This is a genomic window from Sphaerochaeta sp. PS, from assembly GCF_032144095.1.
Taxonomy (GTDB): Bacteria; Spirochaetota; Spirochaetia; order Sphaerochaetales; family Sphaerochaetaceae; genus Sphaerochaeta.
In genome coordinates, this window is record NZ_JAVSNJ010000011.1 from 1 (window position 1) to 26,649 (window position 26,649).

Consider the following 26,649-nt stretch of genomic DNA (forward strand, 5'->3'; position numbering starts at 1 on the left):
ATAATTTTTTTTGACACAATAGAGGAGTCTTTCATGGTAATTCTGACCTTGAACTGTGGCAGTTCATCTGCTAAGTACCAAGTGTATGACTGGGACAACAAGGATATTCTGGCAGTTGGCGTTGTGGAACGCATCGGCCTGGAGTATTCGACCATCGAGCACAAAGCAACAGGAAATGGGGAGTATCGATCCAATTTCTCATCACCCACCCACAAGGAAGCAATTGAGCTCATCATTCGCTTGCTGCTCGATTCTGAGTATGGCGTCATCAAGAGCCTCTCTGAGATCGGGGCTGTAGGACATCGTGTCCTCCACGGTGGGGAAGTGTTCAAGAAGTCAGCCCTCATCACCGATGAGGTTGTCGAACAACTTCGCTCTGTCATCGCCCTGGGACCATTGCACATGCCTGCAAACATCATGGGCATTGAAGCGGCACGCAAGGCCATGCCAGACGTTCCCCAGGCTATTGTCCTTGACACAGCCTGGCACCAGACCATGCCCCCAGAGGCCTTTATGTATGCTGTCCCCTATGAATGGTATACCAAGTACAATGTCAGGCGCTACGGCTTCCACGGAACCAGCCACCTCTACTGCGCAAAGCGTGCAGCAGTACTGCTGGGCAAGGAGAACAAGGATACCAACGTCATCATCTGCCATATCGGAAACGGTGCCTCCATCTGTGCGGTAAAGAATGGCGTCTGTGTGGACACCTCCATGGGCCTCACCCCGCTTGAGGGCCTGATCATGGGTTCCCGTTCCGGCGATATGGACCCTGCCATCATCCCCTATATGATGGGCAACACCGGCATGACAGCCCAGGAGATGGACAGCACACTCAACAAGAAGAGTGGGCTCATCGGTCTCTGTGGCAGAAGTGACCGCCGTGATGTCAAGAAGGCAGCCCAGGAGGGCGACGAGAAAGCCCAGCTCAGCATCGACATGGAGTGTCGCCGCCTCGCCAAGTACATCGGTGGCTATGCTACCCTGCTTGGAGGACGCGTGGATGCCCTGGTCTTTACTGCAGGGGTCGGAGAGATGGCCCGCCACATCCGCAAGGGTGCCTGTGAGGGTATCGAGATCTTCGGCGCAAAGCTTGACGATGCCAAGAACGAGGTCTGTTTCAGCCGCAATGGTGAGTTTGAGATCAGCACCGATGATTCACCGGTAAAGATCTTTGTCATCCCCACCGATGAAGAGCTGGTCATGACCGAAGATGCCTTTGCCCTGATGAACGGGACCTATGACATCCACACCAACTTCCACTACACATTCGAGGACAAGAACTATGTGAACAAGGGAAGGGAGCGTGACCTTGCGCTGAACATCCAGAAAAATCCTGCCCTGAAGGATATTCTTGCCTTGCCTAGGTAAGGGGGGACCCGATCGATGAAAAAGGACGCCTCTGGCGTCTTTTTTCATCTCTAGCGCAGTTTTTCCAACGCCCTGTACAGCCTGGCAAGGAAAGAGTCATCCTCTTCGTCGAACAGGGGCACATAGGTTTCGACCGTACCCATACTCGATGGCTTGATCTTGCTCTGATACTCATTCTGGATCGCCAGTTTTGCATCCTTTTCCGTTGCACTGCCATTGAGGACTGCCTGCCCTATCCGTTGGCTGTCATCACCGATGCGCATGATCTGAACCAACTCGAGGGCGTGGTTGGCCTGGATCTGTTGGATCTGGGCCTTGGTGAGGACCTGAGGGGGCAGACACTCCTCGATCAGGTAGATGGCGGCAAACTTTGCCATCGGTTGCCCCCTCTTCACCCCTGCCCGCTCCCAGGCAGTCCAGAGGCTTCCCATAGAAGCTATGTGCACCCTCTCTCCCAGAAGCTCCAATGCCCGGACGGCCAGTGGTGAGTCAGGTATGAGAATTTCATGCTCATCGGAAAGCTTGGCAAGAAACTTCAGCTGCCCACCTTCGGTGTCACTCCTACCACTGCTGTAGCGAGGGTTGCTCCTATCTGCCTTGAGGGTACACATCACAAAACGATTGCCAACCAGGTCGACACCCACATACTCTCTTGTCGTTTTCGTATCCATGTCCTTTATCGTACACCGCCTACCAGTTTTGCCTACTTATATAAGAGTTCCTCCTTGCATGGCAAATACGAAGGTGGTACCATTATCTGATGGATAATCTATTGGAAGAGCTCCAAACATATCTCTCCTCCAGCCAAAGGTGCATAACCTTGACGGGAAGCGGCGGGAAGACCACCTGCATGATCGCCCTTGCAAAGGCCTATGCCCACAAGGACAATAGGGTCCTGGTCTCCACCACCACCAAACTGGTGGGTCCTGACAAGCAAGAGTATGGGTGCGATACCTATTTCTTCGATGAGAGGGTCCTCTCCTACCACCCATCCAGGGGAGAGAGGGTTTTCTACACCCATCTGGCCCAAAAGGCGGTAGCCCCCCCTTTGGAGAACCTTGAGGCCCTGCTCGACCGCTATGACGTGGTGGTCCTTGAAGGTGATGGCTCGATGAACCTCGGCCTCAAGCTCCATGTAGAGCGGGACCCGGTTGTACCGTCCTTTACCACAGCCACCATCTGCCTGGCCTCGTTCTCGCTTCTGGGGGAGCCCTTCAGGAAGAACTGCTTTGGGTCAGAGCACTATACCGATGCCTTCCCCGACTCGCTGGTTACCCTGGAAACGTACGAAAGGCTCTTGCACCATGGGCAAGGCATCCTCAAGAGTGCTCAGGGAAAAACGGTGGTCCTCTTCAACCAGTGCAGGGAGGAGGACCTGCAACAGTGCAAGAAGCTCTCCCTCATGGATCTTCCATCCCAGCAATACGCCCTTTGGTTTGGCTCCCTGAAGGCCAACAAGCTCATCTATAGGAAACCAGTATGAACAAACAACTATTCTGCAGGGCAAGCGAACTTGAGGCTACCCTCTCCCCCTTTGCCTTGGTCACCATCCTTACCACCACAGGCTCTGCCTCGAGAAACCAGGGCAGCATGCTGGTGGAGCCCTCGGGGGCGACAACCTCCACCATTGGTGGGGGGCTTCTTGAGGCCTTTGCCATCGAAGAGGCAAAAAAGGCGATCAGGGAGGGGCAGCAGAGTCTCTGCCTGGATTTTACCGTCGACCAGGAGGCAAAGAAGGGAGCCGGAAAGGTATCCCTCGCCATCCAGGTATTCGCACACGAGGAAGGCGGCTCCTTCTTCTCCCTTGCCCACCAGTGGGAAGCCAGCACCATCCCCTTTGTGTTCGGATTCAGCCTGAACACCCATGCCTCACCCTTTTTGCTCTCCGCCTCCCACCAGTGTGTTGGCAGTTGTGACCCTGAACTGCTCAACCATGCGAAAAAGCAGCTGGAGGAAGGGGCGGACAAGCGGGTTGCACTTACCAGCGGTGAGTATTTCCTCACCATCCCGACCCCTCTTGTCAACCTCCTGCTTATCGGGGGAGGGCATGTAAACCAGGCAATTGCGAACCTCTGCCACGCTCTTGGCTATGGAGTGCAGGTGGTGGAGACCAGGGCAGAATTCGCCACAAACACACTCTTCCCCTATGCAAGGAAGTTTTCCGTTGCCACCACCATTGCCAAGGCACTGGAGGGTGTCGACATCAACCGATTCACCTACACAGTGATAGCATCCCACAACGTCGACCAGGGGTCACTGGAATATCTGGTCAGCACACCCACTCCCTACATAGGGGTACTGGGTTCCCGCCTGAAGGCGAGGATGCTCTTTGAGCGTATCAGCGTCCCGCTAAAAGAAAGGAACAGGATCTTCTGTCCGATAGGGCTGGACATCGGCACGGAGACACCCCAGGAGATTGCCTTAAGCGTCCTGTCCCAGGTGATGAAGGAGAAGAGCCAGAGGACCGGCAAGGCCCTGCGCGACCTTGAGCGGAATCTTGTGGTGGTCAGGGGAGCTGGAGACCTGGCAACCGGGGTCATCATCCGCCTCAGGAATGCTGGCTACCCGGTTGTAGTGTGGGAAACCGACAAACCTACGGTGATTCGCTCCACTGTCAGCCTCGCCCAGGCGATGTTCTGTTCAGAGACCGAGGTAGAGGGTGTAAAGGCCAAAAGGTGCAAGGATGTCGATGAGGCTTTGGATGTGCTCCAGCAGGGCACCGTCCCGATCCTTGCAGACCCCCAAGGCGAGTCGTTGGGAAAACTGAGGCCGATCTGCCTGGTAGATGCAATCCTGGCAAAGAGGAACCTGGGAACCAGGATCGATCTTGCCCCCCTGGTCATAGCCCTGGGCCCCGGTTTCAAGGCCGGAGAGGATTGTCATGTGGTCATTGAGACCAAACGGGGACATAGCCTGGGTAGGATCATCCATCAGGGTGAGGCGATTGCCAATACCGGCATACCCGGTCTCATCGCAGGGTATGGAAGGGAGCGGGTCATCCACAGCCCTTGCGCCGGAATCTTTGTTGGCAAGGCCACGATAGGGGACCTGGTAGAGAAGGACCAGGTCATCGCCTATGTGGGAGAGGTGCCTGTACTTGCCACAATTGACGGTATGGTCAGGGGAATGCTCAACTCCGGCCTGACCGTTCCTGAGCAGTTCAAGATCGCCGACATCGACCCCAGGGGACGGGAAGCCGACTACACCACCGTAAGCGACAAGGCAAAGGCGATAGGGGGCTCGGTCCTGGAGGTATTGGATGGTTTTTTGGGTGGACGGTGACTACCTCACCGTCAGATGCCTATCTCCCAGCCTCTCAACAAAGCCGATGACAGAGAACCCTGTCTCCCTGCAATAGAGGCGGGCATCCTCAGCAGGCATAGCCAACAGCAGGCCTCCTGATGTCTGGGGGTCGTAGAGGATGCTCTCGATCTCCGGGGGAAGTTCTATCTCAAACTTCACCTTATCCTGGAGATACTCCTTGTTGTTATAGAGTCCACCAGGGTTCATGCCAAGACGGGAGTACTCCTTGGCCGCCTCAAACATAGGCACCTTCCCATGCTCCACCACCATGGTGACCTTGCTGGAATGGGCCATTTCATAGAGGTGTCCGAGCAAAGAGAACCCCGTTACGTCGGTGGCGGCGTGGACGGTAAACCTGGTGGCAACATCGCGTGCATACTTGTTGAGGGTGACCATGCTCTCTATGGCTGTCTGGGCCGCCTCCTCACTTGCAAGCCCTGCCTTTACCGCTGTGTTGATGATGCCGACCCCCAAGCTCTTGGTAAGGACCAGAAGGTCCCCCTCAAGGGCCCCCTCATTCTTCCACACAGACCCTTCCTTGCCAAAGCCAGTCACACAGAGCCCATATTTGGGGGTTGGGTCGCTGATGGTATGCCCCCCTGCTATGACAGCCCCTGCCTCGGCGACCTTGCTCTGGCCTCCCAGCATGATCTGTCGCATGACGTCAAGCTCAAGGCAGGAGGGAAAACAGAGGAGGTTCATGGCTACCTTCGGTTCGCTTCCCATCGCATAGATGTCACTCAAGGCATTTGCAGCGGCAACCTGGCCAAAGATGAAGGGGTCGTCGACCATCGGGGGGAAGAAGTCCACAGTCTGGATGACCAGAGTCCCATCCTCCAGGCGATAGACCAGTGCATCGTCACTGTTCTCGTACCCCCCTACCAACTCAGGACAGGGGATGAAAGGGAGGGAATCCAGAACTTCATGCAACTGCTTTGGTGAAAGCTTTGCCGCACAGCCTGCGGTCTTTACCAGTGATGTGAGTTTTACCATGGTCTATCCTTTGTTCAGCAGAAATTGAGTCTTCAGATACAATATCTAGGTATAGTAAACCATTGTTTTATTAAAAATTCAATGGATTATTTACAATTCCTATGCTATTCTCATCCTATAAAATGGCTTGGAGAAATAGGCTAAACCATGGCAAGCGTAAGAGTTGACCCCCCTCTTCAAGATTGTAGGAGAGTACCATGAACCACTATTATACGACCCTGCTCGAGACCCTGAAAACAGAACCCCTGATACGAAAGACCGTCCTTACAGGGGAGGCTACCGGATGCGAGGCCCTCTTCTCCCAGGGCAAGATGGTTGCAAGCCTTGGAAGTGAGGGAGAAGCCTGGGAGGGTGAGGACCTGCTTGTGGAGAACCTTGGCTCCAAGATCGAGCTGGTCATCTGTGGGGGTGGCCATGTGGCCAAGGAGCTCTACGCCCTGGCTACGCAGCTGGAGATGGAGATATCGATCCTTGATGAGAGGGAGGAGTTCTGCAACCCTACCCTCTACCCCAAGGCCTCCCTCTACTGTGCACCGTTTGGGGAAACATTCGCAAAAAGCCAGCCTTGGATCAAGCCATTCTTCGTTCTGGTCACCCGCGGCCATGGCTTTGACCAGTTCTGCCTGGAAAAGACCCTGGCCCTCCCCCACGCATATATCGGCATGATAGGCAGTAGGCACAAGGTTGCCATCACATTGGACAACCTGGAGAAGAAAGGTATCCCACAGCAGGCCCTTTCGACGGTGCACACCCCGATAGGGCTTCCCATAGGAGCTGTGACTGCTGCGGAGATTGCCATCAGCATCATGGCCCAGATCATCGGTGTCTACCGTAAGGAGGACAACCTGGTTAGGCTTGACCCGAAACTTTTGCGTACCATTGCCGAAAGGAAGGGGTACATCCTGGCGAGGGTTGTCAAGAAGAGTGGGTCTGCCCCCTGTGACGTGGGCTTCCAGATCGCGGTCTTCAGTGACGGGACAACACAAGGCACTGTTGGTGGGGGGCTGGTTGAGGCTAAGGCCATCGCCCATGCCAAGGAGATGCTCAGCTCTCCAGCCCTTTCCGATGTGGTGGTCGAATATGGGCTGGACAGCTCAAAGGCAGGGTCGCTGGGCATGATCTGTGGTGGGGATGTCCATATCCTGTTTCAGCGCAGGTGATAGCCCTTGTCCATCATCTCAAAGGCATAGAGCTTCTTGCCTTCGTCCTGGTCATACCAGTAGTCCCAGCACCCCATCCTATGGAAGAAAGATCCTCCAAACCCCTTCTTGAAGGTCGTCAGGTTGCTCATGGGATGGTCTTTCTCCTCGGTGGGTGAGACACCAAAGAGGTCGTAGCTCGTACAACCCCATGACCGGGCAAGCTCTATGGCCTTCCACTGCAGGGCGTAAGTGCTCATGCTGTTGCGGTTGCTCGAGGACGATGCCCCATAGAGGTAGGTAGCCCTGTCGCCTGAGCGGGTGAGAAACATTGATGAGAGGGGCACTCCATCAAGAGAGGCGACCAGCAGGGAAAAATAGGGTTTGTCCAGTTCGGAGATGAACAGCGACTCAAAGAAGGAGAGGTCATGCAGGTGGATGTTGTTCCTCTGGCAGGTCTCCTGGTAGAGAGCGTAGAAGATGGGCAACCCCTCACGGGTCACCTCCTGTACCTCAACACCCTTACGGTGGGCAAGCCTGATATTGTAGCGGGTCTTGTGGTGCATCCGCTCAAGCAGCTCATCCTCACCTCCCCTCAAATCGACAAACATCGTATTGGATGGCAGCTGGTCAGAGCATGACTTACGGATCTGGTGGTAGTTGGTCCCCCAGTTGAGGCGGAGCTCCTGCAACTCACGGGAGAGGTCATCCTCCTCCCAGACCCGTTGCCAAGGCAGGTCATACCGAAGCAGGATGCACGATGGCGGCAGCTTCTCCTGCAGCTGGATGGAGAGGTCCTCCAGGAAAGGGCCCATCTTGTCCTGCAGCGGCTTGAGAACCGGCCCATACGGGACATAGCCGATGGTCTGGTCCCGGTTGATCGGGCTGAGCAGCACAAGCACATCATCCAGCAGGTAGGACGATCCTCCCAGTTCTGAGATGTCCGAAGAGCGGACCTTTATATCGAAAGCCTTGGTCTGGTATCCTTGGTTTTGTTTTACTTGCGACCAGAAAGAGCTCTGGTGCAAAAGAGGCGTATCATACAGGTAAGAAGTCTCCTTCTCCTGCAACATAAGATTCATCGCATTCCCCCAAAAGCGTTATGCAAGTTAAGACCATACCACACTCTGCTGGGGCTGTGAAGAGGCCTGCCCTCCACCTGGTAATGAGGGAAATACCGAAATATGGGTGAATACCCCTTGGATAAATCCCAGAAGAGAAGTACGGTTACAGCAGGAGGCACTATGGCAAGGAAAATAGTTTTTTACTGGTGTCCTGTCTGCCACTCGATCGTAGAGCTGGTGGAGAACGGAGGGCACTCACTTACCTGCTGTGGGCAACCCATGGAGAGGCTGAAGCCCAAGGAAGAGGGAGAGGGGTCCGAATACCATCTTCCGGACCTGAAGCATCGTGACGGGCTTCTGTATGTGAATGTGGGCAGCAAGCCCCATCCCCAGTCAGAGGACCATCATATCAAGTTCATCGTGTTTGTGACAAAACAGACGGTACGGCGTAGCGACATCAAGAGCAACAGCATGGCAACCGCCGTCTTTACCGACAAAGATCATGGAGATGTATATGCATACTGTTCAATCCACGGATTGTGGCAATCCTCCTTCTAGGGACCTGCTCATTGTAGTGGACATGCAGAAGGATTTTGTCTTTGGTTCCCTCGGAACACAAGAGGCCCAGGCTGTTGTCCAGAAGGTACGTGACAAGGTGGCCTTGCATACAGGGGAACTCTGGTTTACCCTCGACACCCACCAGAAGGACTACCTAGGGACCGCAGAAGGAAAGGCCCTCCCAGTGGAACACTGCATCAAGGGAACCGAAGGCCATGAGCTGGTCGATAAGCTCAAGGCCTTCACCTCACACGCCAGGCTGTTCGAAAAACCAACCTTCGGTTCGGTCGAGATGGCAAAGGCACTGGAAGGGAGACCTGACATCGACAAGGTGACCCTTGTGGGGGTCTGCACCGATATCTGCGTCATTTCCAATGCACTGCTTTTGAAGGCTTTCCGCCCTGGTCTTGCCATAACCGTAGATAGTGCCTGCTGTGCGGGAACTACACCCGAAAACCATGAGGCATCTCTAGTTGCCATGAAATCCTGCCAAATTCAGGTGATTTAACCATTTTTTCTCTCATCCGCAATGGACAAATGAAGGCCCGCCCTTGTAGGATTGGGGGTACAGACATCTTAGAAGGAGGCTGCTCATGGAACAGTCCTTGTCGTATGTTCTGGTTACCCCCTATACCGTGGCAAAAAGCCGCACCGGTGGGGTCCTATCCAGACTATTATCACGCATATCATTGGAACTAGTTGGCGCTCAGATGATCGCTATGGATCTGAAGATAGCTCAAGATTATGCTTCGATCATCAGAAACCGGGAAAAGGCGGAAAGTTTCATCGCATCGGTGATACTTGGTGATTATGTAGAGCAAAATCTCGCCCCCTCAGGAGGGTACCGCCACAGGTCCCTGCTACTGGTATTCCGCGGAGAAGATCCCTGCACCCAGCTTGCCCAGGTTTGTGGGGCCTTCCAGCCCGACAACAACACCGTTGAGATGGTAACCGGCCAGTCCATCCGCGACACCTATGCTGACCTGATCTTCACAGACGAAGCGAAGACCAATGTCTCGTACTTCGAGCCAGCGGTGCTCACAGCCCTGACACAAAGTGAAGCAGATACCACCCTCTCTCTCTTCTCCTCATGGCTACCGGAGCAGAAGAACATCATCGAGACCCGGCACAGGCATGAGGGAACCGAGAGGACCCTGGTCATCATCAAACCGGACAACTGGATCTATGCCTCTTCCCGCCCTGGCATGATCATTGACATGTTCTCCAGGACAGGGTTGCGCATCATCGGCATGAAAGTGCTGAAAATGTCCGTGGCCCAGGCCCTCCAGTTCTATGGCCCCATCAAGGATGGGCTGAAGAAGAGACTTGCACCGGTGTATGGAATGCAGGCCAGGGAACTGCTGGAACGTGACTTCAACGTCCTGCTTCCCGACCAACTGCAGGACATCCTGACCCAAAGCTTTGGGGACATGTACTCAGAAGAACAGTTTGAGAGCATTGTGGAGTTCATGGCAGGCATCAAGCCAAGTGCCTGCGACAAGGGCCATCTTGAGGACCCGGGTTTGGTGAAGTGTATGGTACTGGTCTATGAAGGGGTCAATGCAGTGCAGAAGATCCGGGATGTCCTGGGACCTACCGACCCCAACAAGGCACCGGCAGGAACCATACGGCGCGAATTCGGAACCAACATCCGGGTAAACGCTGCACATGCCTCTGACAGTGCCGAGAATGCACAACGTGAGATGGGCGTGCTGAACCTGGAGTACAACTCCCTGGCTTCCCTGCTCAAGCAGTACATCTCCACTTCCCTCCCTCCTACAGTAATCGCTTCTGGCCAACCAACGACCTGAGGTGGGTCGCATCCTGGGTGACCTCCAAGGTCCCCAGGTAGAGGTTGTTCCTATCCCGTACAGCAAAGTACTCGATGTGAACGAACCGGCCCTGTAGGGTAAGATAGAATTCAGCAGAATCCTCGCTTCCTTCCTTGAAGGAGGTGAGGATTTTTTCTACTGTCCCCACACTCTTTGGTGGATGGCAGTTCTGGACGAGGCGCCCTATCACCTGGGGGGAACGGGGAAAGATCCTGTGGGGCGGGTCGGAGTAGAAGCAGACACGGTCATCCTTGTCGATGAAGGCGATATCCAGGGGAAGCAAGGTAAATATCTGCTGCAGGACCTCACTATCCAGCGTTCCTGTTGGAGAGACAAAAAATGAGGATGGCAAGGGTGAAGGGAGTTTCTGTTCTGCAACAAGGCTCTCATAGACAACAGGAAAAAGTATCTGCTGCTCCCTATAGTGCAGGATCTGCACATGGAAATAGAACTGCCCAAACGTTTTCCAGAACTCCTGAAGACTTACGTCTCCCTCCTTCAACAATGCCTTGCGAAGGGCAAGGGTCCTGTCCTGGAGTGCCCACATCAGCTTGACGCAACTGTGATGGGCCTCAGCCCGCTCAAACAGGGGGAAGAGTTCGTTCTGGAGGCGTTGGTAGTGCAGAGCCAACAGGTCGGTCTCTGCAATGCGCCTCTTGAGCATTGCTATCCCAACCACCCCGTCCTTCTCCTTCTTCTGTATCTGCAACGAGAGGCTTTGCATCTGTCCGGAGAACTCCTGCAAGGCGATATTCTCCAAGTTCAGGCTATGGAGCAGATGGTCCTCCGGATAGGTGGGCTTGGAAAAGGCTTCCAGAGCCTGGCTCACAGCACGGATAAACTGGGAGACAGGCACAGAAAGCCCTTCAACATCCACTGCACTGCTGAGGACACGGTCCAGAGCCTCATTGACCTCAAAGGGGTTGGTACCCTTCAGGTCGGATTCATAGGCCTGGAACTCCGGTTTTCCGGCTTTTTTGGCAATGAGCAGGTGCAGGTACTCAACCAGACGGTTGATACGGGGCATTTCTTGCAGTGACTGGTTCATGATGGCTCCTCATACCCAGTATATACCAACTACGGTTGTGGGGGGAGGAGGCCCAAGAAAATTTGTAGAGTATCGACCTACCTGCTGTTTTGCGAAATATAGCTTGCAATAGAGGGGTGGAGGCTGTACTGTTCACCCATGGAAAAACAGAAAAGTCACCAAAAGGCTAATTTGCTCATCCTTCTTTTCTTGTTCGCCTGTTGCCAGGTTGGAGCCAGCCCCCAACTGTTCATGCAGAGTCTTTTCCTCAACGAGAGCATCACCAGCACCAGCGAATATGGCAACCGAATCACCATGGGATTTGGGAAGGGTTCCCTGCACACTACAGCAAGCCTACGGTTCCAATATCCAGAGACCAGCCTGACCTTCCATGCAACGCAAGGGTCGACATCCTCTAAGGAGCTAGTCCATCCCCTCTTTCTGGCGAACATACACTATTTTTCCCATGCTCAAAACAATGGGTCAACCTCAGCCCTGGTCGCATTTGGCTTTAGTGCAAGAACCCCGTTTCCCCCCTATGCCACGATGGTGACGACAAGCGCTGGAGTGCACATGAACAGCAGCTGGTCAAAGAGCCACGACCACAACCTATGGAGCTTCTCCCCGCACCTGGCGATCTCCTGCAGCCAGGAGTTCATGGACCTTCTCTTCCTTACCCTCTTCATCACTACCGACACCCTTTCGCTGCATGAGAGCCAACTCGCCTTCTTCTATGGAGGATCGGCTGCCCTGGCCCTCAGCGACACCCTGTTCCTGGTCGTAAGGCCATTGGTGAGGTTCAGTGACCTTCGCAACGAATCCCAGTTCATCACCATGCGGGAGATCTCATTCGCCATCTGTTGGGCAGGGCCTTCAGAGAGGGCGACCATGCTCCGTGACCTGGGGGTGTGGCTATGAAAAAGACCCTTCTGCTCGTTGCACTGCCACTGCTGCTGCTCTCGTGTGACCTTTCAAACCTGCAGATCCTCGATGGGGAGAAGGCTTCAAGGGAGAAGAACACCTTCGTCATCACCGACGCCATGGAAGAGCCATCATCATTCACGCTGCTCATTACCGGGGACCAACACTTCGGGCGAAGGGATGACGGGGTCTACTATGCAAACGACCTGTTCTTCTCCTGGGTCAGGCAGTATCAGAGCCAGCATACCGAAAGCGAAGATCATCTGACCCACATGGTGAGCCTCGGCGACAGCACCAACAATTCCAGAAAGGAGGAGTTCCAGGCCTACAGGAATTTTACCCTAACCCTCCTTGAGGAGGGCATCACCACCTATTCCATCAAGGGCAACCACGATATCCGGCTTGCCAGCGATGGCATTGCACTTTGGAAAACCTATGTCGATGAGTACAACTACCAAGGCTTCTCCCATAGGGGGGTCTCCTTCTACCTGTTGGATACGGCAAACAGGACCCTTGGCCGTACACAGATGCATGAGCTGCAGGATGCAGTAAAAAGGGATAGCAGGCCAAAGCTCTTCTTCTCCCACATGCCCTTGTATGGGAATGCATCACTGATCTACCTGGTGCTGGGAAATACCCAGGAAAGGGAAAACCTCATCAGACTCATGGTGGAGAACTCAGCTAAGCTCTTCCTCAGTGGCCACCACCATCAGGGGGATATCTGGTATAGCTTCAGGCGCACTACCTCCGAGTTTATCGCAGGGGCCTTCCATGGGAGGGATTCCTTCATCGAGACGACAAAACCCAGGTGGTACCTTCTCCATTTCGATGTTCCATCGAATTGCATAACCGTTGTTCGCTACCAGGTGGAAAAAGACCAAACGGTAACCGAAAAACTCATGGAGACCTTCCCCATAGAGTAAAGTCAAACACTCCTGGTGCGACCTGTAGTCGAGATGCACATTCTGCTTGCAAACCTATGCGCTATTGCCTATAGTGCAACCCATGATAGCCTACTCATTCATGCAAATGTTGCCCATTCTTCTGCTTTCCCTGGCCGGATATCTGTTTGCCAGGGTCTATACGATCAACCTCGATACCCTGGTAATACTCATCTCAGACCTGCTTATGCCTGCCCTGGTGTTTATCTCACTCTACCACAGTGACATACATGCCTCCCTGGTCTTTGACCTGGCAGGGGCGACGACCATGGTTGTCGTCCTGCTCGCCCTCACCTCCTTTCTCTATGCCAAGGCCTTCAGGCTGGACAGGCGGACCTTCATGCCCTCGCTCATCTTCATGAACTCAGGCTTCTTGGGCATCCCGCTGATGCAGCTGTGGGGTGGCGTTGCAGCGATGAACCTCATCGTGATCTACGACCAGATCCAGACAATCTACATCTTTACCCTGGGAATTCTCATCATCACCGGGGGGCTGACGAAAAAATCGTTTGCAACGATCGTGAAGTCCCCCATCCTCTGGGCTGTATTCGCCGGGTTCCTCTTTCGCATCACAGACCTCACCATCCCGGCTCCCCTGGTGACGAGCTTTGAGTTTGCAGGCAATGCTGCCCCTCCCCTTGCCGCCTTCACCTTGGGGGTATCGCTGAAGAGTACCAAGTGGCATCTTGACCGGCATATTGCAGGGGCACTGCTCATACGGTTTGTCGGAGGGTTCCTATTCGGCTTGCTGGCAACAAAAATCTTTGGCCTCACAGGTCTGAGCAGGAGCGTGGTACTGGTTGCCTCGGCCCTCCCCTCTGCTGTATTCACCTCTGTCCTGCCTATACGGTATGGGGTCAGGTCCGACTTCGGAAGTACCATGGTCATACTCTCCACCATCCTGGGCATCATCACAATTCCCCTCAGTTTTCTGCTTGCGGCCTGAAACAATCTAGCTTTCCTCTCCTGTATATGGTTCACTTAGTTAACCTGTAGGAGAATAGCGATGAAAAAACATTTGGTCCTGATGGCTCTTCTTGTGCTTTCCACATTTCTCGGTTCTGCCGGGCTTGCTGAAAAAGCACCGGTAGAAAGGGTTGGAAACAACCCAGCTCTCTTTACCCAATCAGTACAGCAGTTTTCCGACAAGCTGTTCTTTGCCCAGAACTATCATGGGGAAAATGCCATGCTCTCCCCCCTCTCGGTCTACCTCGCCTTGGGCATGACGGCCAATGGAGCCAACGGGAACACCCTCTCATCGATGCTCGACCTCCTGGCTCCTGAAAGAGGCTCACTGGAATCCTTGAACAGGGGAAATGCCCACTATGTGCAGGGGCTTGCAGACCTCGCTGACATAGAGCTGAGCATAGCCAACAGCATCTGGCTCAACCAGAAGATTCCCTTCGACCAGGGGTTCCTCAAAAAGGACAGGGAGTACTACAAGGCGACTGCAAAAAACCTTGATTTTGGGGCCAAAAGCTCACTTTCCACCATAAACGGATGGGTCAGCGACTCCACAAGGGGAACCATCAAGTCCATCATCGACTCGATAGATCCAAGCGCCCTGATGTATCTCATAAATGCAGTCTATTTCAAGGGTGATTGGCTAAATCCCTTTACCAAAGGCAGCACCTACGACCAGGGCTTTAGCGTAGAGGACGAGCAGGTAGTTGTTCCTTTCATGCATCAGAGCAGCAGTTTCCCCTATGCCGAGGCACTGGGTGGGCAGGTTCTCCTGCTACCCTATAGCAACGAGCGGTTTGCATTCGTTGCCATCCTGCCCAATGAGGAGACAACACTGGATACCTGGCTTGCCAGCCAAAAACAACAAGGATTCACCCAAAGGCTCTTCGATGCGGTCGATACCCTGCACTACACCCGCATGGATCTCTCCCTTCCCAAGTTCGAGGCCTCCTATTCCGACTCCCTGGTCGATGAGCTTGAGCTGTTGGGCATGACCGACCCCTTCGATGCAGGGGAGGCTGACTTCTCGCTCATGGTTGAGAGCAGGACCAAGGACCTGGTAATCGGGGAGATCCTGCACAAGACGTTCATCCGTGTCGATGAGAAGGGTTCAGAGGCTGCTGCTGTCACAGCCATCATGATGAAGGCGACCAGCATGGCCTACCGGGAGGAGCTGCTTGTCCTGACCTTCGACAGGCCATTCTTCTATGCGATCATAGACAGGGAGGCAGAGATCTCCCTGTTTATGGGGACCATGCAGAATCCTGAGGCCAAGTGAGGAAACCGAGAATCTAGGAGTTTGCAAGCTCCCGGGTCAGGGAGAACTCAAGACTCCTGTCCTTGTAGTAGCCCCGCTTCTCAACGGGCATGAGGGCCGCCATCCTGAGCATGATCTCGTCGATGAGGGCTTCGCGGGTAGTGGCGTCGATACGCCCCCCCTTCTGGATGATCTCAAAGGGTTTTCCCACCGCTATGGTGATGGGAGTTCGTCTCAGATGTTTGAGATTCTTTGCAAAGCTGGTGAGCCCTAAGATTACCACAGGCACCATGGGAGCATCCTTCTTGTGGGCCAAGAAGGCTATCCCGGCCTTGCCCTGCTGCAGGCACTCGTCCTTGCTTCGGGTCCCTTCGGGGGCCATGGCAAGAATCTCCTTGCGGTCCAGTGCCGCCAGACAGGCTTCCATGGTTTCACGGCCCATATTCTCACGGTCGACAGGTATGCTTCGCCACAAACCCATGACCCAGCCAAGGAACTTGTTGTTCCACAACTCCTTCTTTGCCATGGCAAGCAGGTTGCTCCGCTTGAGAAACACATAGAGCATAGGTCCATCAAGGACATAGGTATGGTTAGCCAGCAAGAGAAGGGGACCATCCTGGGGGACTTTCTTCAGTTCTTCAAGGTTTATACGACAGGTGACCCTAAAAAAACATCTCAATACAGCATTGACGAATCTTTCCGATAGTTTCATGGCCAAACTATAGCAGAGAGACCGTCAGCGATAAAGAGGAGAATTGAAAAATCTTCCTTTTCCCTACCTTCCCTTTTTGTGGTATGGTTAGGACAAGGAGCGACAAATATGGAAACCAGGTCATTTGAAAAATTGGGCATCACCACCTCACTGCTAGGGTTTGGGGCAATGCGGCTTCCCTTGACAGCGGAAGGTGCAATTGACGAAAAGCCTGCCGAAGAGATGATCGACCTGGCCATACACTCAGGGGTAAACTACATCGATACCGCATACCCGTACCATAAGGGGGCAAGTGAGCCCTTTGTCGGGCGTGTACTGCACAAGTACCCGAGGAAATCCTTTTTCCTTGCATCCAAGCTTCCCAACTGGCTTGTCAACTCCCTCGATGATGCAAAGAGAATCTTCAATGAACAGCTTCAACGCCTCCAGGTCGACCATATCGACTTCTATCTGCTACACTCCCTTGATGGAAAGGCGTATGACAAGATGGTCGAGCTGGGCATCCCCTCCTACCTGGAAGAACTGAAGGCAAGTGGGAAGATCCGATACATAGGATTTTCCTTCCACTCCATCTACGAGGACTTTGCACACATCATCAGAACGAGGGATTGGGACTTCTGCCAGATCCAGTACAACTATCTTGATACCGAGGAGCAGGCAGGCATCAAGGGGTATCTGCTAGCGGAAAAGCTGGGCATCCCCGTCATTGTCATGGAACCGATCAAGGGAGGGAGCCTTGCCACCCTCCCCCCCGACCTACAGCAACACCTTGACGAGCTTGACAGCCATGCAAGCCCTGCCTCTTTTGCATTGCGCTGGGTGGGCAGCCATCCGTTTGTGAAGGTCATCCTCAGTGGCATGTCGACCCTAGAGCAGGTAGCCGACAACCTCAGGACCTTCTCCGATTTCAAGAAGCTTGACGAGAAGGAGTATAGGGCCCTGGATACCATTGGCCAGACGATGAGGGGCCGGGTGGGCAATGGCTGCACAGGGTGCAAATACTGCATGCCCTGTCCTTTCGGTGTGGACATCCCCGGCAACTTTTCCCTTTGGAACGAGTATAGGATGTTCCAGAACTATGCCATGGTCAAAAAGCAATGGGAGAACCCCAACGGCCAGGATGGCCGCCCCCCAGTGTGTACCGAATGCGGCCAGTGCGTTCCACTCTGCCCCCAACAGATCAACATTCCCGAAGACCTGAAAAAGGTGCAGGATGAACTTTCCAAAGCCATGGCCAGTCACGAACACCTGTAGGGGGAGAGCAAAACAATTGAGGGAATGACTCTTTTTTTCTCGGAGGAAAGACTCGTTATTTTTCTTTCTTTCCTCTATTCTGTACCCCTATATAAAGCGAGACCACCATGGAAGCAATCAATAGAGCAACGGGAGCCCTCTTGGGCATGTTTGTAGGAGATGCCCTTGGCATCCAGGCTGAAGGAAAACTGACAACAGCTCTCCATGAGGAGTTCCCCCAAGGCATTGGGGAACTTTACACGGCAGAGAGGACCTGGGGTGAGAGCGGAGAACTTACTGACGGCAGTGTCATGGCGATCCTGCTTTCCCAGAGCATCACACAGCTGCAACGCTTCGATGCCGACCATGTCCTCTCCTCCTACCGGAAATGGGCCAAATGGGACCCTCCACTGGTACGCCCACTCCTCAAGGACATCCTCGAGGATGGCCCTCAGCCAAAAAGCGAGAACAACTATGCCTTGATGAGGGTAGCTCCCATAGGAATTCTGGGTGCCAACCTTTCGGACAAGGAGATTGTTGCCATGGCTGAGGCAGAAAGCATCATGACCAACCTCAGCCAACTCTGCATCGATGCCAACAAGGCCCTCTCCCTTGGGATCTCGGAGGCCATCATCAATGTGCAGCAACCCTTCAGGTTTGGCATCTACCTGCTCTCCTCAGCAAAGAAGTTTGGCCTCCATCCGGAAGTGCAAGCTGCATTGGACAAGGCGACAAAGGGCGTAGAGCCCTCGTTTGAGCCGGAGAACAAGGACTCTGTCCTCTACTCGCTGCAACTGGCCCTCTTCTCCCTGCTGCACACTTCCAGCTTTGAGGAAGGTATGCTCCTGGTAGTGAACAAAGGGGGGTCAAGCAGTGCAAATGGTGCCATCTATGGCTCCTTGGCCGGTGCCTTCTATGGCGATGAAGAGATTCCTAGCCGCTGGAAAGAGGAGTTGCAGATGCCCGATACCCTGGCACGCTACATCAAGAAACAGACCACGTTCCGTAGGCAGAACCTCAACCTGGAGTTCATGGCAGAAGAGATGGCCGAGAAACTGCTGGAAATCTAGAACCCTGGAGACAACCCTACCGTATTGATGGATGGCCAAGGCGCACTGCTTTGGCCATCCATTTTCACATCTCCCAATCCATGGTGTTATTGTAAACAGAGAGCATGCTTCAGGTAGGGGGAATGCAAGGGCAGAATTAGTTATTGACATATGTCAATAATAAGTGTAAGGTATAGTCATAACCGACATATGTCGGAAACAACATATACTCAGGAGGTATAGGATGGCATATAGAGATGGAACAGGTCCTCAGGGACAGGGAGCCATGACCGGTCGTGGAATGGGATTTTGCACTGGCAATGCAAGAGTCATGCACGGGAGGGGTATGGGAATGGGAAGAGGCATGGGATTTCGCCATGGCTCGGACATGGGATATTCCCAACCAAATCAACAGATGCTCCAAATCCAGAAGGCAAGGCTTGAGGCTGAGCTGAAATCGATTGAAGCGCAGCTTGCTGAAAAGTAGGGCAATCGAGGGAGAGCCGGCGATGCCGGCTCTCCCTTGTTTCGATCCTTTTCCTTACCATGAAAATAATTGCTAGAGGACCTTGTTTGCTAGCCATATCCTGAGTACCATATGCTACTCGACGCTTCTGGAAAGGAGTTCCCATTTGCTGTCCATATCCTGCATCAGCCGTATCTGTGTTCTTGCACGGTCGAGGTTATGCTGCTCTCGTTCGATGGAGTAGTACCTGTCCCCATTCAGATAGTCGGTAAGGAATCGGACAGCCATGATCTGGGTGATGTTCCTACCTGATTCAACAATCAGCGATCTCTCCAATGGTGTGAGGAAATCTGCCTTGGAAAGGTATCCCTGTATGAGGGACCTATGCAAATCCACATCACAGCCAATGGTAGAGAGGTCAAGGGCATCTTCCTCCCCTGTGGTTGTAGCGGTACGGATCATATCCCCTGTATCAAAGAGGATGGTCCCTGGCATGACCGTATCAAGGTCGATGATGCAGAGGGCTTCTTTTCCATCAGGGGTGAACAGTACATTGTTGATCTTGGTATCATTATGGGTGACGCGGGTCGGCACCTTCCCTTTTGCCATTCCATCCCACAACACAAGGCCCCGTTCCTTGTTTTCAAGCAGGAAAGCCAATTCAGGGCCAACTCTTTCAAGCCGGTTCTGGTGATTGACCTCCATTGCTTCTTCCAATTGTCTGTAACGCAAACCCATGTCATGGAAATGGGGGATGGTCTCATGCAACCTGTTTCCCTCAAAATCAGCGAGCTGCAACTGGAAGTTCCCGATGGCCTTACCAAGCAGGAATGCCTGCTCGGTATCCTTGATGGTACTGAACGTCTTCACATGGTCAATATAGTGGTAGGTTCTCCAGTACCCCCCTTCATCATCAATATGGACGAGTGATCCGCTGCGGGTTTTTACAATCCGTAGGCATCTGAGGTCAACATCAGAACAGGAGCCCAGCAGTTTGGACCGGATATGCCCGGTTACAAGACTGATGTTCTCCATCACCTCGAGAGGGTGCTTGAACACGTAGCTGTTGATCCTCTGGTGGGTGTATTTCCTGATGGAACCGTCGGAAGCAAATGTGGAGATGTAGGTGGTGTTGATATGGCCCTCGCGGTTTGCCTTCAACGCGGTAAGGGTGCCGGGAATGTTGAAATCGGCAATGACTTGGCGAAGCTTTGTTTCACTGTTCTGCATAGATACCTCCTGAGTACTGTTACCAGAGACTGGCTCTATTTGGCCCACCCGCACGCTAGCCTGCTCTTGGCAAAGGGAATCCATAAAAAGTATAGACCCGTTTTCCTTTTCCCATTTGTCAAATAAAACATATTGTTTGTCATTTTGCATAGGGTGGTATAGTATACATCCATGAACAAGCATATCGATGGATTCCTTCTTTCTTCGATGAAAAAGGATATCAATGTCACTCACTTCGTCACCTTTCACTACTTCGAATATCCCCATAAGTTCATCTTTGAAGGGGAAAGACACGACTTCTGGGAGCTGTTGTATGTCGATAAGGGGGTGGTCTTTGTTACCACTGACACCGAACACCACCAACTGCAGCAGGGACAGATCATTTTCCACAAGCCCAATGAGTTCCATACGGTGGAGTGCAATAAGATCATCTCACCATGCCTGGTGGTAATCTCCTTTGTGTGCAATTCACCCAGCATGAAGTTCTTTGAGAACAAGGTGCTTCCCATCACAAAAAAAACCAAGAGCCTCATGTCCATCATCATCAACGAAGCCAAGAAAACCTTTGCCACAGACCTCTCTGACCCCTACTACAAGCAATTGGATTTCACCCCATCCAGACCTTTTGGAAGCCAGCAGCTGATCAAGAACTACTTTGAGGCATTCCTGCTGGAGCTGATGATCCATGACGCTCAGGACGAAAGGGAGAAGACCATCCTCAACACCAGCCAGAGCAATGACCGTAGACTCCGCTTTGAGCGGGCCAATACCTACATGCAAAGCCATCTTGCAGACAACCTGACCCTGCAGGATATCTGCTCGCACTGCTCGATGAGCACCACCCTAGCCCAGCAGATCTTCAGACATGAGACCGGCAACAGCATGATGCAGTGGTATGCACGCCTGAGGCTAGAGAGAGCAAAACAGCTCATCCGGGAAGGCAAGGGGAATTTCACCTCCATTGCCTATCAGTTGGGGTACAGCTCGATCCACCACTTCTCAAAACAATTTTCAAAGGTCTACGGAAAGAGCCCAACCGAGTATGCACTGTCGATCACAAGCCTGCTCAATGAGGACAGGCAGCTGTTCTGACCAACCGAGGTGATGCAATCCGGCTATTTCCACCCCTTTCTCTACGATGGAACTGCAAGAACTGATAGACCAGCAAGCACGTGAAAGGTTTGGGCTGCAAAGCCTCAGACCCTACCAGAGGCTTGTCATCCAAAGGATCCTGGAACAGGACCATAAGACAACAGAGCATGAAGGGATGCTGGTAGTCCTTCCCACAGGATCGGGCAAGAGTGTCTGCTTCATGCTTCCCTCCCTGCTTGTCAAAGGCCTCACGGTAATCGTATATCCCCTCCTCTCCCTGATGAACGACCAGGTCAAGAGATTTTCGCAAAGCAACATAGCGTGTGTATGCATCCGGGGCGGACAGACAAAGGAGCAACGGAGGGCCATATGGGAACAACTTGAGGGCAACAAGGCAAGGGTAGTAATAACCAATGCAGAGTGCATGCTCACCCCCCAGGTCATAGCAAACCTCTCACCCTATACGATCAGCCTCTTGGTGGTCGATGAGGCCCATACTGTTGTGCAGTGGGGAAAGAGTTTCAGGCCCTCCTATGCAGGCTTAGGAAGCATCATCGCATACCTGACCGTAAGACAGCTTCTGGCCTTCACCGCCACGGCAGATGAAGCCATTACCAAAGATTTGCAGGCTATGCTCTTCCTTGGAAAGAAACCCCATATGGTACGGGGAAGTTCCGACAGGGAGAACATCATCTACCACTGCCAGGAGACCATCAGCAAGGCTCACTCACTTTCCATGCTCCTGAACGACCAGATACACCGGCCTGCCGTTGTATTCTGTGCAACCAGAAAGGAGTGTGAAGTATCCTCCTCCCATTTTTCCACTACCAATCCATCGATTCCTACCAGATACTATCATGCCGGATTAGGAATGGAATGTAGAACGGCTCTTGAATCATGGTTTTCACAGACCGACGAAGGGGTCCTGTTTTCCACCAATGCATTCGGCATGGGCGTGGACAAGAAGAACATTCGGACCGTCATTCATCGTACCCTATCCAGGGATGTTGCATCCTTTTTGCAGGAGAGCGGAAGGGCTGGCAGGGATGGCGAGCAGGCACACTCCTATGTACTGGTAGGTGAAGAAGAGTACAGAAAGGCAATGAAGGAAAGGCAAAAAGCAGAGGGAACTTCTCCGTTCCTACAATTGTATACCATCTTTACCAAGAGAGATTCCTGCATACGAGAGAGCCTGCTCCTATTGTTAGGGGAAAGGCTGGAGGGCTGCAGTGGTTGCGATGTGTGCAATCAGAACCTGCATGATCTTCCTGATGGACAGAAGCAGATTGTAAGCACAGTACGGTGCCGCCCCCTTGCCTATACCCCAGGAAGGCTGGCAAAGCTCCTTTGCCAGAGTGATAGCCATGATAGTCGTTCGGGTGTATTGACAGGTTGGACAGAGAAGGAGTTGGTTGAGGCCATAAAAACCTTGCTTGCAAGGAATATCCTGGCAGTAAGCAGGTATCCAAGGAAACGGCTCTATACAAGAATCGTGAGAAAAAAAGCATTGGTTAAAAACAATACCCTTAATGCCCTCCCCCACTACTGAATGTATTGCACTTCCTTTAGCCAATGCCTGAGACTAAAAACCTTAATCCCATCCTGCATCATCCCATTCATGGAAACATCCCCTGTTACCATGAAACGAGGATATGCATCATGTGGCAACAAAAGATTGTGGAATTCCCTTTCACTCTTTTCCTTAGTCTCAAACCGCTCGCAGACTTGAAGGTACATTTTTTCTTCACCCTTTGATGCAATGAAATCAATTTCTTTGCCCATAGGTCCCCTTCCTGTTGTGACTAGGTATCCATTTTGTATGAGGGATAGATAGACAGCATTCTCCATCACCTTTGCCCTATCGGAGACTTTGAACCCCCCACACAGGTAGTTTCTCAAGCCTAAATCCTCGTAATAATACTTTGCAGAAATATCCAAAAACCGTTTATTCTCCAAGTCATAAAATAGTGTCTGATGAACAAGGTAGGCCCTATCGAGGGTCTCAAGGAAAGAGAGTATCGATGGAACACTAATATGCAAATGTTGGGATTTCATATATTTAGAGATGGATGTTGCGGATACAGGGCTTCCAATATTGTCAGCAAGAAACCGTACCAGAAATCTGAATAGCACCTTGCTTGATCCTTTATGAGACCGTAAAACATCATTGAGTAAAATTGTCTCTTCAACAGTGTTAAAATAGGCTTGAACTTGCATAGAATCATCCAAGGAACAAGTACTGAGATACGGCAGTCCCCCAAGTCGCAGATACTTGCCCAGACTCTCTTCTGAGTCATTCAGGCTGTGGAAAAGGAGGAATTCCGAGTATGATAGTCCATGTATTTCTATCTCTGTATAACGCCCTGAAAGCAAGGTAGCCAAATCACCACTGAGAAGATGGCTATTACTCCCAGTCACATAGATATCGTACCCTCCTTTCTCAAACAATGCTGATAACACCTGCTCAAAACCGTTAATTTCCTGAATTTCATCCAACAAGACAACCCGATGGGTGTCGGTATCCCTAAAACGGGAGGAGATGTATGTGTACAGATCCTTGCTGCTTCCCAAGGGGAAGTCAAATCGATCCCTAGGGATGTTTATGCTGACTATTGTGGCTTTAGGATCCTCTTTTAGTATTTCATCAATTATTTGGTAGAACATATAGCTTTTTCCTACACGTCTTTGTCCCGTGAGCACCTTAATAAGATTACTCCCGATATGGGGCCTTATGCGGTCCAGATAGAGAGGTCTTTGTATATAGGAAGGGTGAGTATATTTCATGATAGTAGTATCTCATGGAAAGGAACTATTGTAAAGTGTACTTTATAACAATACGAATTTAATCATTATTATTATATACACTTTACAGAAATATGGTTAAGAAACTTCTCATATGAAAAATACCCAGGGAGAGAAAGGGTTAGAGTGTACATTTTCATCCACCTATTTAAACAATTCTAAAGTAAGGAATTGCCGTACGAGAAACAGAACATCCATACCGCCATCCAGAGAACAGTACCAAAGAGTGATACATCGTTCCTGCAGGAGAGAGGAAGATCTGGCAGAGGTGGCAACCTGGCACACTGCTCTACGCAAGGCAGCAAGGAGCAATGCTACAATTGCCGAGTTGTACAGCATTTTCACCAAAATGAAGATGTGGTAAAGAGAAAACCTTCTTCTACCCCTGCAAGGCTGGCAAAGCTCCTTTGCCAGAGTGATAGCCATGATAGTCGTTCGGGTGTATTGACAGGTTGGACCGAGAAGGAGTTGGTTGAGGCCATAAAAACCTTGCTTGCAAGGAATATCCTGGCAGTAAGCAGGTATCCAAGGAAACGGCTATACAAAAGTTGGAATGTTCCTCATTGTCCCAAGTAGCAGTTTAGAACTACTTTTTTTACGAGAGCTGGTATGGTCACCCCTTTCGTACGTTTCGGCTCTTCTTCTCTTTCTTGACCCTATACAACTGCAGGTCTGCCTGTTCCAGAAGGGCATCGATCGAAAGCTGGTTCGTCTTGGTAAAGTGGGCACTACCGCTGGACACAGCCAACGTAAAGGGGTGACCGCTCTTTGCATTATACTCATCGACAGACCTATCCATACGATTTGCAATGAGCTCATACTGCTTAGGCGTGCAGTCGAGGGCGAGGACGGTAAACTCATCCCCTCCCAGCCTAGCTATGATGTCGGACTTCCTGAAGACGCTTTGGAGGATGGTAGCCATGGCCTGAATGGCGGTATCACCACTTGCATGGCCATAGGTATCGTTGATTTTTTTCAAACCATCAAGGTCCAGATAGACCAGGACCAGTTCTGTCCCACTCTTTTTTGCCAGCTCAAGATTCTGCTTGGCTATGGTCATAAACCCACGGCGGTTAAAAAGCCCTGTCAGGTCATCAATTACGGCAAACCATTTCAATTTTTCATTGGCAAGCTTTACCTTGTCGATGGCCACCTCAAGGTCGGCCGAACGTTGGGCCAACTCATTTGTCCGCAACTTTACCTCTTTCTCCAGCCGCTCCGAGTATCGGCGGGCATCCTCCAGCAGCTGGGCACCCTTGAGGGCCCCTGAGAGATGGTTTGCCAACACCTCCAGTACGTAGAATTCCTTGTATCCCGCATCGGTTATGAAAAATCCCAAATCCTCGTCCCTATAATAGAGGGGGAGGATAAAGAGGGAACCTGCTGAGACTTCAGCATCAATGCTATCGGAGACCAACCGTTGGGAGGATATCTTTCTTTTGGGGGTTTTCCTGGAACTGTAGAATATCTGGCAGTCACTATCATCGACATATTTTGCCAGCGTGAAATTCTCTATATCACACAGGATGAGAGTCTCATCCAGAACCTTACTGATATCTTCATAATCAAAGGAACCAACGATGTTCCTTGCCATGATATTGAAAATGGAATCTAGCTCGCCCCTCTCATGTATCGTCATTTCAGATACTCTCTGAGTCGTTGAGAGGGTAAGGGGTTTGTCAGGAGTCTCAAAGCCACAGCCACAGGACTGCCGTACTACCATCTCTGCAGGGAGTCGATAATCCCCTATTTCGGAAGAGCCGGAGAGAAGTTTGCCACAAAACTCCTTCATTGCCAGATAGCCCAACTCAACAACCGGCTGATGCACGGTGGTCAAGGCTGGTTGATGGCTTTTTGCGCTTGCCAAATCATCAAATCCACAGATACTGATATCCTCTGGAATTCGGTAGCCTCTTCTCTGAAGCTCCTTCATGGCATACAGAGCCATAAGGTCATTGGCCCCAACAATGGCATCAATCTCAATGTTTCTCTTGTCCAGGAACTCCTCTATGGCGAGAATTCCACTCTCCCTGAGAAAATCTCCCGCAAATGCATAGCGCACATCAAATGCAATACCATTATCCTCAAGGGCCATCTTGTATGCCAAGAACCTTTCATCAGCTTCATACACCCCCAGGGTCCCATTGATGATAGCTATCTTTTTTCTCCTGTGAACCTTGATGAGATGATCGACAACACCATACATGCCCAGCCTATTGTCTACATTGAAGGTAGAGTACAAAGGAGTCTTCACCCCGATATGTGCTGAAGGGATAGCTCCGAATTTCTCGGTAAACTGCAGGAATTTTTCCATGCCCACATAGTTGGAGATCGAGGAGGAGATATAGACGACCCCATCAAAGGCCTCTGGAGAGAAAAGAGAAAATATCCGGTTTCGTTTCCCTGTATTGAAAACAGGGCTATCAAGCTGTCCAACACCAAAGAAGACTACCGAAACGCCAAGTTCCTCGGCAGCCTGTAAAGCCCCTTTACAGATAGCCACACCATACTCGTTGTGGAAATCGTTAAAGAGAAAGGCAATACGATATTGTTTGTCAGTTTCCATCTTTTTCCCTTACTACACCCCAGGGTCCAATTGGGGTCTTCTAGCATACCACGAATTGTTCGTAATTGCGAAAACTTATTACAATCTTAGTACATGTATGATTTATTGGGAGAAAGAAACTCCTCAGCT

Annotated in this window: 24 protein-coding genes; 16 read left to right on the plus strand and 8 right to left on the minus strand. The window is 51.9% G+C overall.

Annotated features, from left to right (window positions below; genetic code table 11):
* Positions 1 to 33 precede the first annotated feature (33 nt).
* The gene (locus tag ROJ03_RS09460) at positions 34 to 1,371 is read left to right on the plus strand and encodes an acetate kinase (protein ID WP_313726795.1); all 1,338 of its coding nucleotides are present in this window, start codon (positions 34 to 36) and stop codon (positions 1,369 to 1,371) included.
* Positions 1,372 to 1,421: 50 nt separating this feature from the next.
* Here the strand turns inward: ROJ03_RS09460 and ROJ03_RS09465 are convergent, their stop codons facing one another.
* A complete protein-coding gene (locus tag ROJ03_RS09465) occupies positions 1,422 to 2,042 on the minus strand; it encodes a hypothetical protein (protein WP_313726796.1) in 621 nt (206 codons plus the stop codon).
* Between the two features lie 89 nt (positions 2,043 to 2,131).
* On the opposite strand from ROJ03_RS09465, the gene yqeC reads away from it, so the two are divergent.
* Both yqeC and yqeB read left to right on the plus strand, forming a co-directional pair.
* Complete coding sequence (gene yqeC, locus ROJ03_RS09470) at positions 2,132 to 2,854, plus strand: selenium cofactor biosynthesis protein YqeC (protein WP_313726798.1); 723 nt, start codon at positions 2,132 to 2,134, stop codon at positions 2,852 to 2,854.
* Positions 2,851 to 4,653, plus strand: coding sequence for a selenium-dependent molybdenum cofactor biosynthesis protein YqeB (gene yqeB / locus ROJ03_RS09475; RefSeq protein ID WP_313726799.1), 1,803 nt, complete (start codon positions 2,851 to 2,853; stop codon positions 4,651 to 4,653). Before yqeC ends, yqeB begins: the two co-directional genes overlap by 4 nt.
* On the opposite strand, the gene selD is transcribed toward yqeB, so the two are convergent.
* The gene (selD, locus tag ROJ03_RS09480) at positions 4,654 to 5,667 is read right to left on the minus strand and encodes a selenide, water dikinase SelD (RefSeq protein WP_313726800.1); all 1,014 of its coding nucleotides are present in this window, start codon (positions 5,665 to 5,667) and stop codon (positions 4,654 to 4,656) included. It abuts the gene before it with no gap.
* 197 nt (positions 5,668 to 5,864) lie between these two features.
* Between selD and ROJ03_RS09485 the strand changes: the two genes are divergently transcribed.
* The gene (locus tag ROJ03_RS09485; RefSeq protein ID WP_313726801.1) at positions 5,865 to 6,827 is read left to right on the plus strand and encodes an XdhC family protein; all 963 of its coding nucleotides are present in this window, start codon (positions 5,865 to 5,867) and stop codon (positions 6,825 to 6,827) included.
* On the opposite strand, the gene ROJ03_RS09490 is transcribed toward ROJ03_RS09485, so the two are convergent.
* On the minus strand, positions 6,815 to 7,888 hold the full coding sequence (locus ROJ03_RS09490) for a lipid II:glycine glycyltransferase FemX (protein WP_313726802.1): 1,074 nt from the start codon (positions 7,886 to 7,888) through the stop codon (positions 6,815 to 6,817). The genes ROJ03_RS09485 and ROJ03_RS09490 overlap by 13 nt on opposite strands.
* Before the next feature lie 162 nt (positions 7,889 to 8,050).
* On the opposite strand from ROJ03_RS09490, the gene ROJ03_RS09495 reads away from it, so the two are divergent.
* The 3 genes from ROJ03_RS09495 (at position 8,051) to ROJ03_RS09505 (ending at position 10,239) form a co-directional block, all read left to right on the plus strand.
* Entirely contained in the window at positions 8,051 to 8,428 is a 378-nt protein-coding gene (locus ROJ03_RS09495) for a desulfoferrodoxin family protein (protein WP_313726803.1), read from the plus strand.
* On the plus strand, positions 8,385 to 8,936 hold the full coding sequence (locus ROJ03_RS09500; protein ID WP_313726804.1) for a cysteine hydrolase: 552 nt from the start codon (positions 8,385 to 8,387) through the stop codon (positions 8,934 to 8,936). Before ROJ03_RS09495 ends, ROJ03_RS09500 begins: the two co-directional genes overlap by 44 nt.
* A gap of 85 nt (positions 8,937 to 9,021) precedes the next feature.
* The gene (locus tag ROJ03_RS09505; RefSeq protein WP_313726805.1) at positions 9,022 to 10,239 is read left to right on the plus strand and encodes a nucleoside-diphosphate kinase; all 1,218 of its coding nucleotides are present in this window, start codon (positions 9,022 to 9,024) and stop codon (positions 10,237 to 10,239) included.
* Here the strand turns inward: ROJ03_RS09505 and ROJ03_RS09510 are convergent.
* Positions 10,205 to 11,308: a PAS domain-containing protein gene (locus ROJ03_RS09510; protein ID WP_313726806.1), complete on the minus strand. Its 1,104-nt coding sequence runs from the start codon at positions 11,306 to 11,308 to the stop codon at positions 10,205 to 10,207. The two genes, ROJ03_RS09505 and ROJ03_RS09510, sit on opposite strands and share 35 nt — an antisense overlap.
* A 138-nt stretch (positions 11,309 to 11,446) precedes the next feature.
* Between ROJ03_RS09510 and ROJ03_RS09515 the strand changes: the two genes are divergently transcribed.
* The 4 genes from ROJ03_RS09515 (at position 11,447) to ROJ03_RS09530 (ending at position 15,391) form a co-directional block, all read left to right on the plus strand.
* Entirely contained in the window at positions 11,447 to 12,205 is a 759-nt protein-coding gene (locus ROJ03_RS09515) for a hypothetical protein (RefSeq protein WP_313726807.1), read from the plus strand.
* Complete coding sequence (locus ROJ03_RS09520; protein WP_313726808.1) at positions 12,202 to 13,131, plus strand: metallophosphoesterase; 930 nt, start codon at positions 12,202 to 12,204, stop codon at positions 13,129 to 13,131. Before ROJ03_RS09515 ends, ROJ03_RS09520 begins: the two co-directional genes overlap by 4 nt.
* An 82-nt stretch (positions 13,132 to 13,213) precedes the next feature.
* Positions 13,214 to 14,095, plus strand: a complete 882-nt coding sequence (locus ROJ03_RS09525; protein ID WP_313726809.1) for an AEC family transporter — start codon at positions 13,214 to 13,216, stop codon at positions 14,093 to 14,095.
* A gap of 60 nt (positions 14,096 to 14,155) precedes the next feature.
* A complete protein-coding gene (locus tag ROJ03_RS09530) occupies positions 14,156 to 15,391 on the plus strand; it encodes a serpin family protein (protein WP_313726810.1) in 1,236 nt (411 codons plus the stop codon).
* Positions 15,392 to 15,404: 13 nt separating this feature from the next.
* Here the strand turns inward: ROJ03_RS09530 and ROJ03_RS09535 are convergent, their stop codons facing one another.
* Complete coding sequence (locus tag ROJ03_RS09535; RefSeq protein WP_313726811.1) at positions 15,405 to 16,082, minus strand: lysophospholipid acyltransferase family protein; 678 nt, start codon at positions 16,080 to 16,082, stop codon at positions 15,405 to 15,407.
* 108 nt (positions 16,083 to 16,190) lie between these two features.
* On the opposite strand from ROJ03_RS09535, the gene ROJ03_RS09540 reads away from it, so the two are divergent.
* From ROJ03_RS09540 to ROJ03_RS09550, 3 genes are all read left to right on the plus strand, one after another.
* Positions 16,191 to 17,336, plus strand: coding sequence for an aldo/keto reductase (locus ROJ03_RS09540; protein ID WP_313726812.1), 1,146 nt, complete (start codon positions 16,191 to 16,193; stop codon positions 17,334 to 17,336).
* 107 nt (positions 17,337 to 17,443) lie between these two features.
* Complete coding sequence (locus tag ROJ03_RS09545) at positions 17,444 to 18,385, plus strand: ADP-ribosylglycohydrolase family protein (RefSeq protein ID WP_313726813.1); 942 nt, start codon at positions 17,444 to 17,446, stop codon at positions 18,383 to 18,385.
* 223 nt (positions 18,386 to 18,608) lie between these two features.
* Entirely contained in the window at positions 18,609 to 18,851 is a 243-nt protein-coding gene (locus tag ROJ03_RS09550; RefSeq protein ID WP_313726815.1) for a DUF5320 domain-containing protein, read from the plus strand.
* Between the two features lie 114 nt (positions 18,852 to 18,965).
* Here ROJ03_RS09550 and ROJ03_RS09555 read toward each other — a convergent pair whose 3' ends face one another.
* Positions 18,966 to 20,060 carry an aminoglycoside phosphotransferase family protein gene (locus ROJ03_RS09555; protein ID WP_313726816.1) on the minus strand — a complete coding sequence of 365 codons (1,095 nt, stop codon included), beginning with the start codon at positions 20,058 to 20,060 and terminating at the stop codon, positions 18,966 to 18,968.
* Positions 20,061 to 20,231: 171 nt separating this feature from the next.
* On the opposite strand from ROJ03_RS09555, the gene ROJ03_RS09560 reads away from it, so the two are divergent.
* Entirely contained in the window at positions 20,232 to 21,152 is a 921-nt protein-coding gene (locus tag ROJ03_RS09560) for an AraC family transcriptional regulator (RefSeq protein WP_313726817.1), read from the plus strand.
* Positions 21,153 to 21,198: 46 nt separating this feature from the next.
* A complete protein-coding gene (locus ROJ03_RS09565) occupies positions 21,199 to 22,701 on the plus strand; it encodes a RecQ family ATP-dependent DNA helicase (protein WP_313726818.1) in 1,503 nt (500 codons plus the stop codon).
* Here the strand turns inward: ROJ03_RS09565 and ROJ03_RS09570 are convergent.
* Together ROJ03_RS09570 and ROJ03_RS09575 are read right to left on the minus strand one after the other, a co-directional pair.
* A complete protein-coding gene (locus ROJ03_RS09570; protein WP_313726819.1) occupies positions 22,695 to 23,936 on the minus strand; it encodes an ATP-binding protein in 1,242 nt (413 codons plus the stop codon). The two genes, ROJ03_RS09565 and ROJ03_RS09570, sit on opposite strands and share 7 nt — an antisense overlap.
* 631 nt (positions 23,937 to 24,567) lie before the next feature.
* Positions 24,568 to 26,520 carry a GGDEF domain-containing protein gene (locus ROJ03_RS09575; RefSeq protein WP_313726820.1) on the minus strand — a complete coding sequence of 651 codons (1,953 nt, stop codon included), beginning with the start codon at positions 26,518 to 26,520 and terminating at the stop codon, positions 24,568 to 24,570.
* Positions 26,521 to 26,649: the final 129 nt, after the last annotated feature.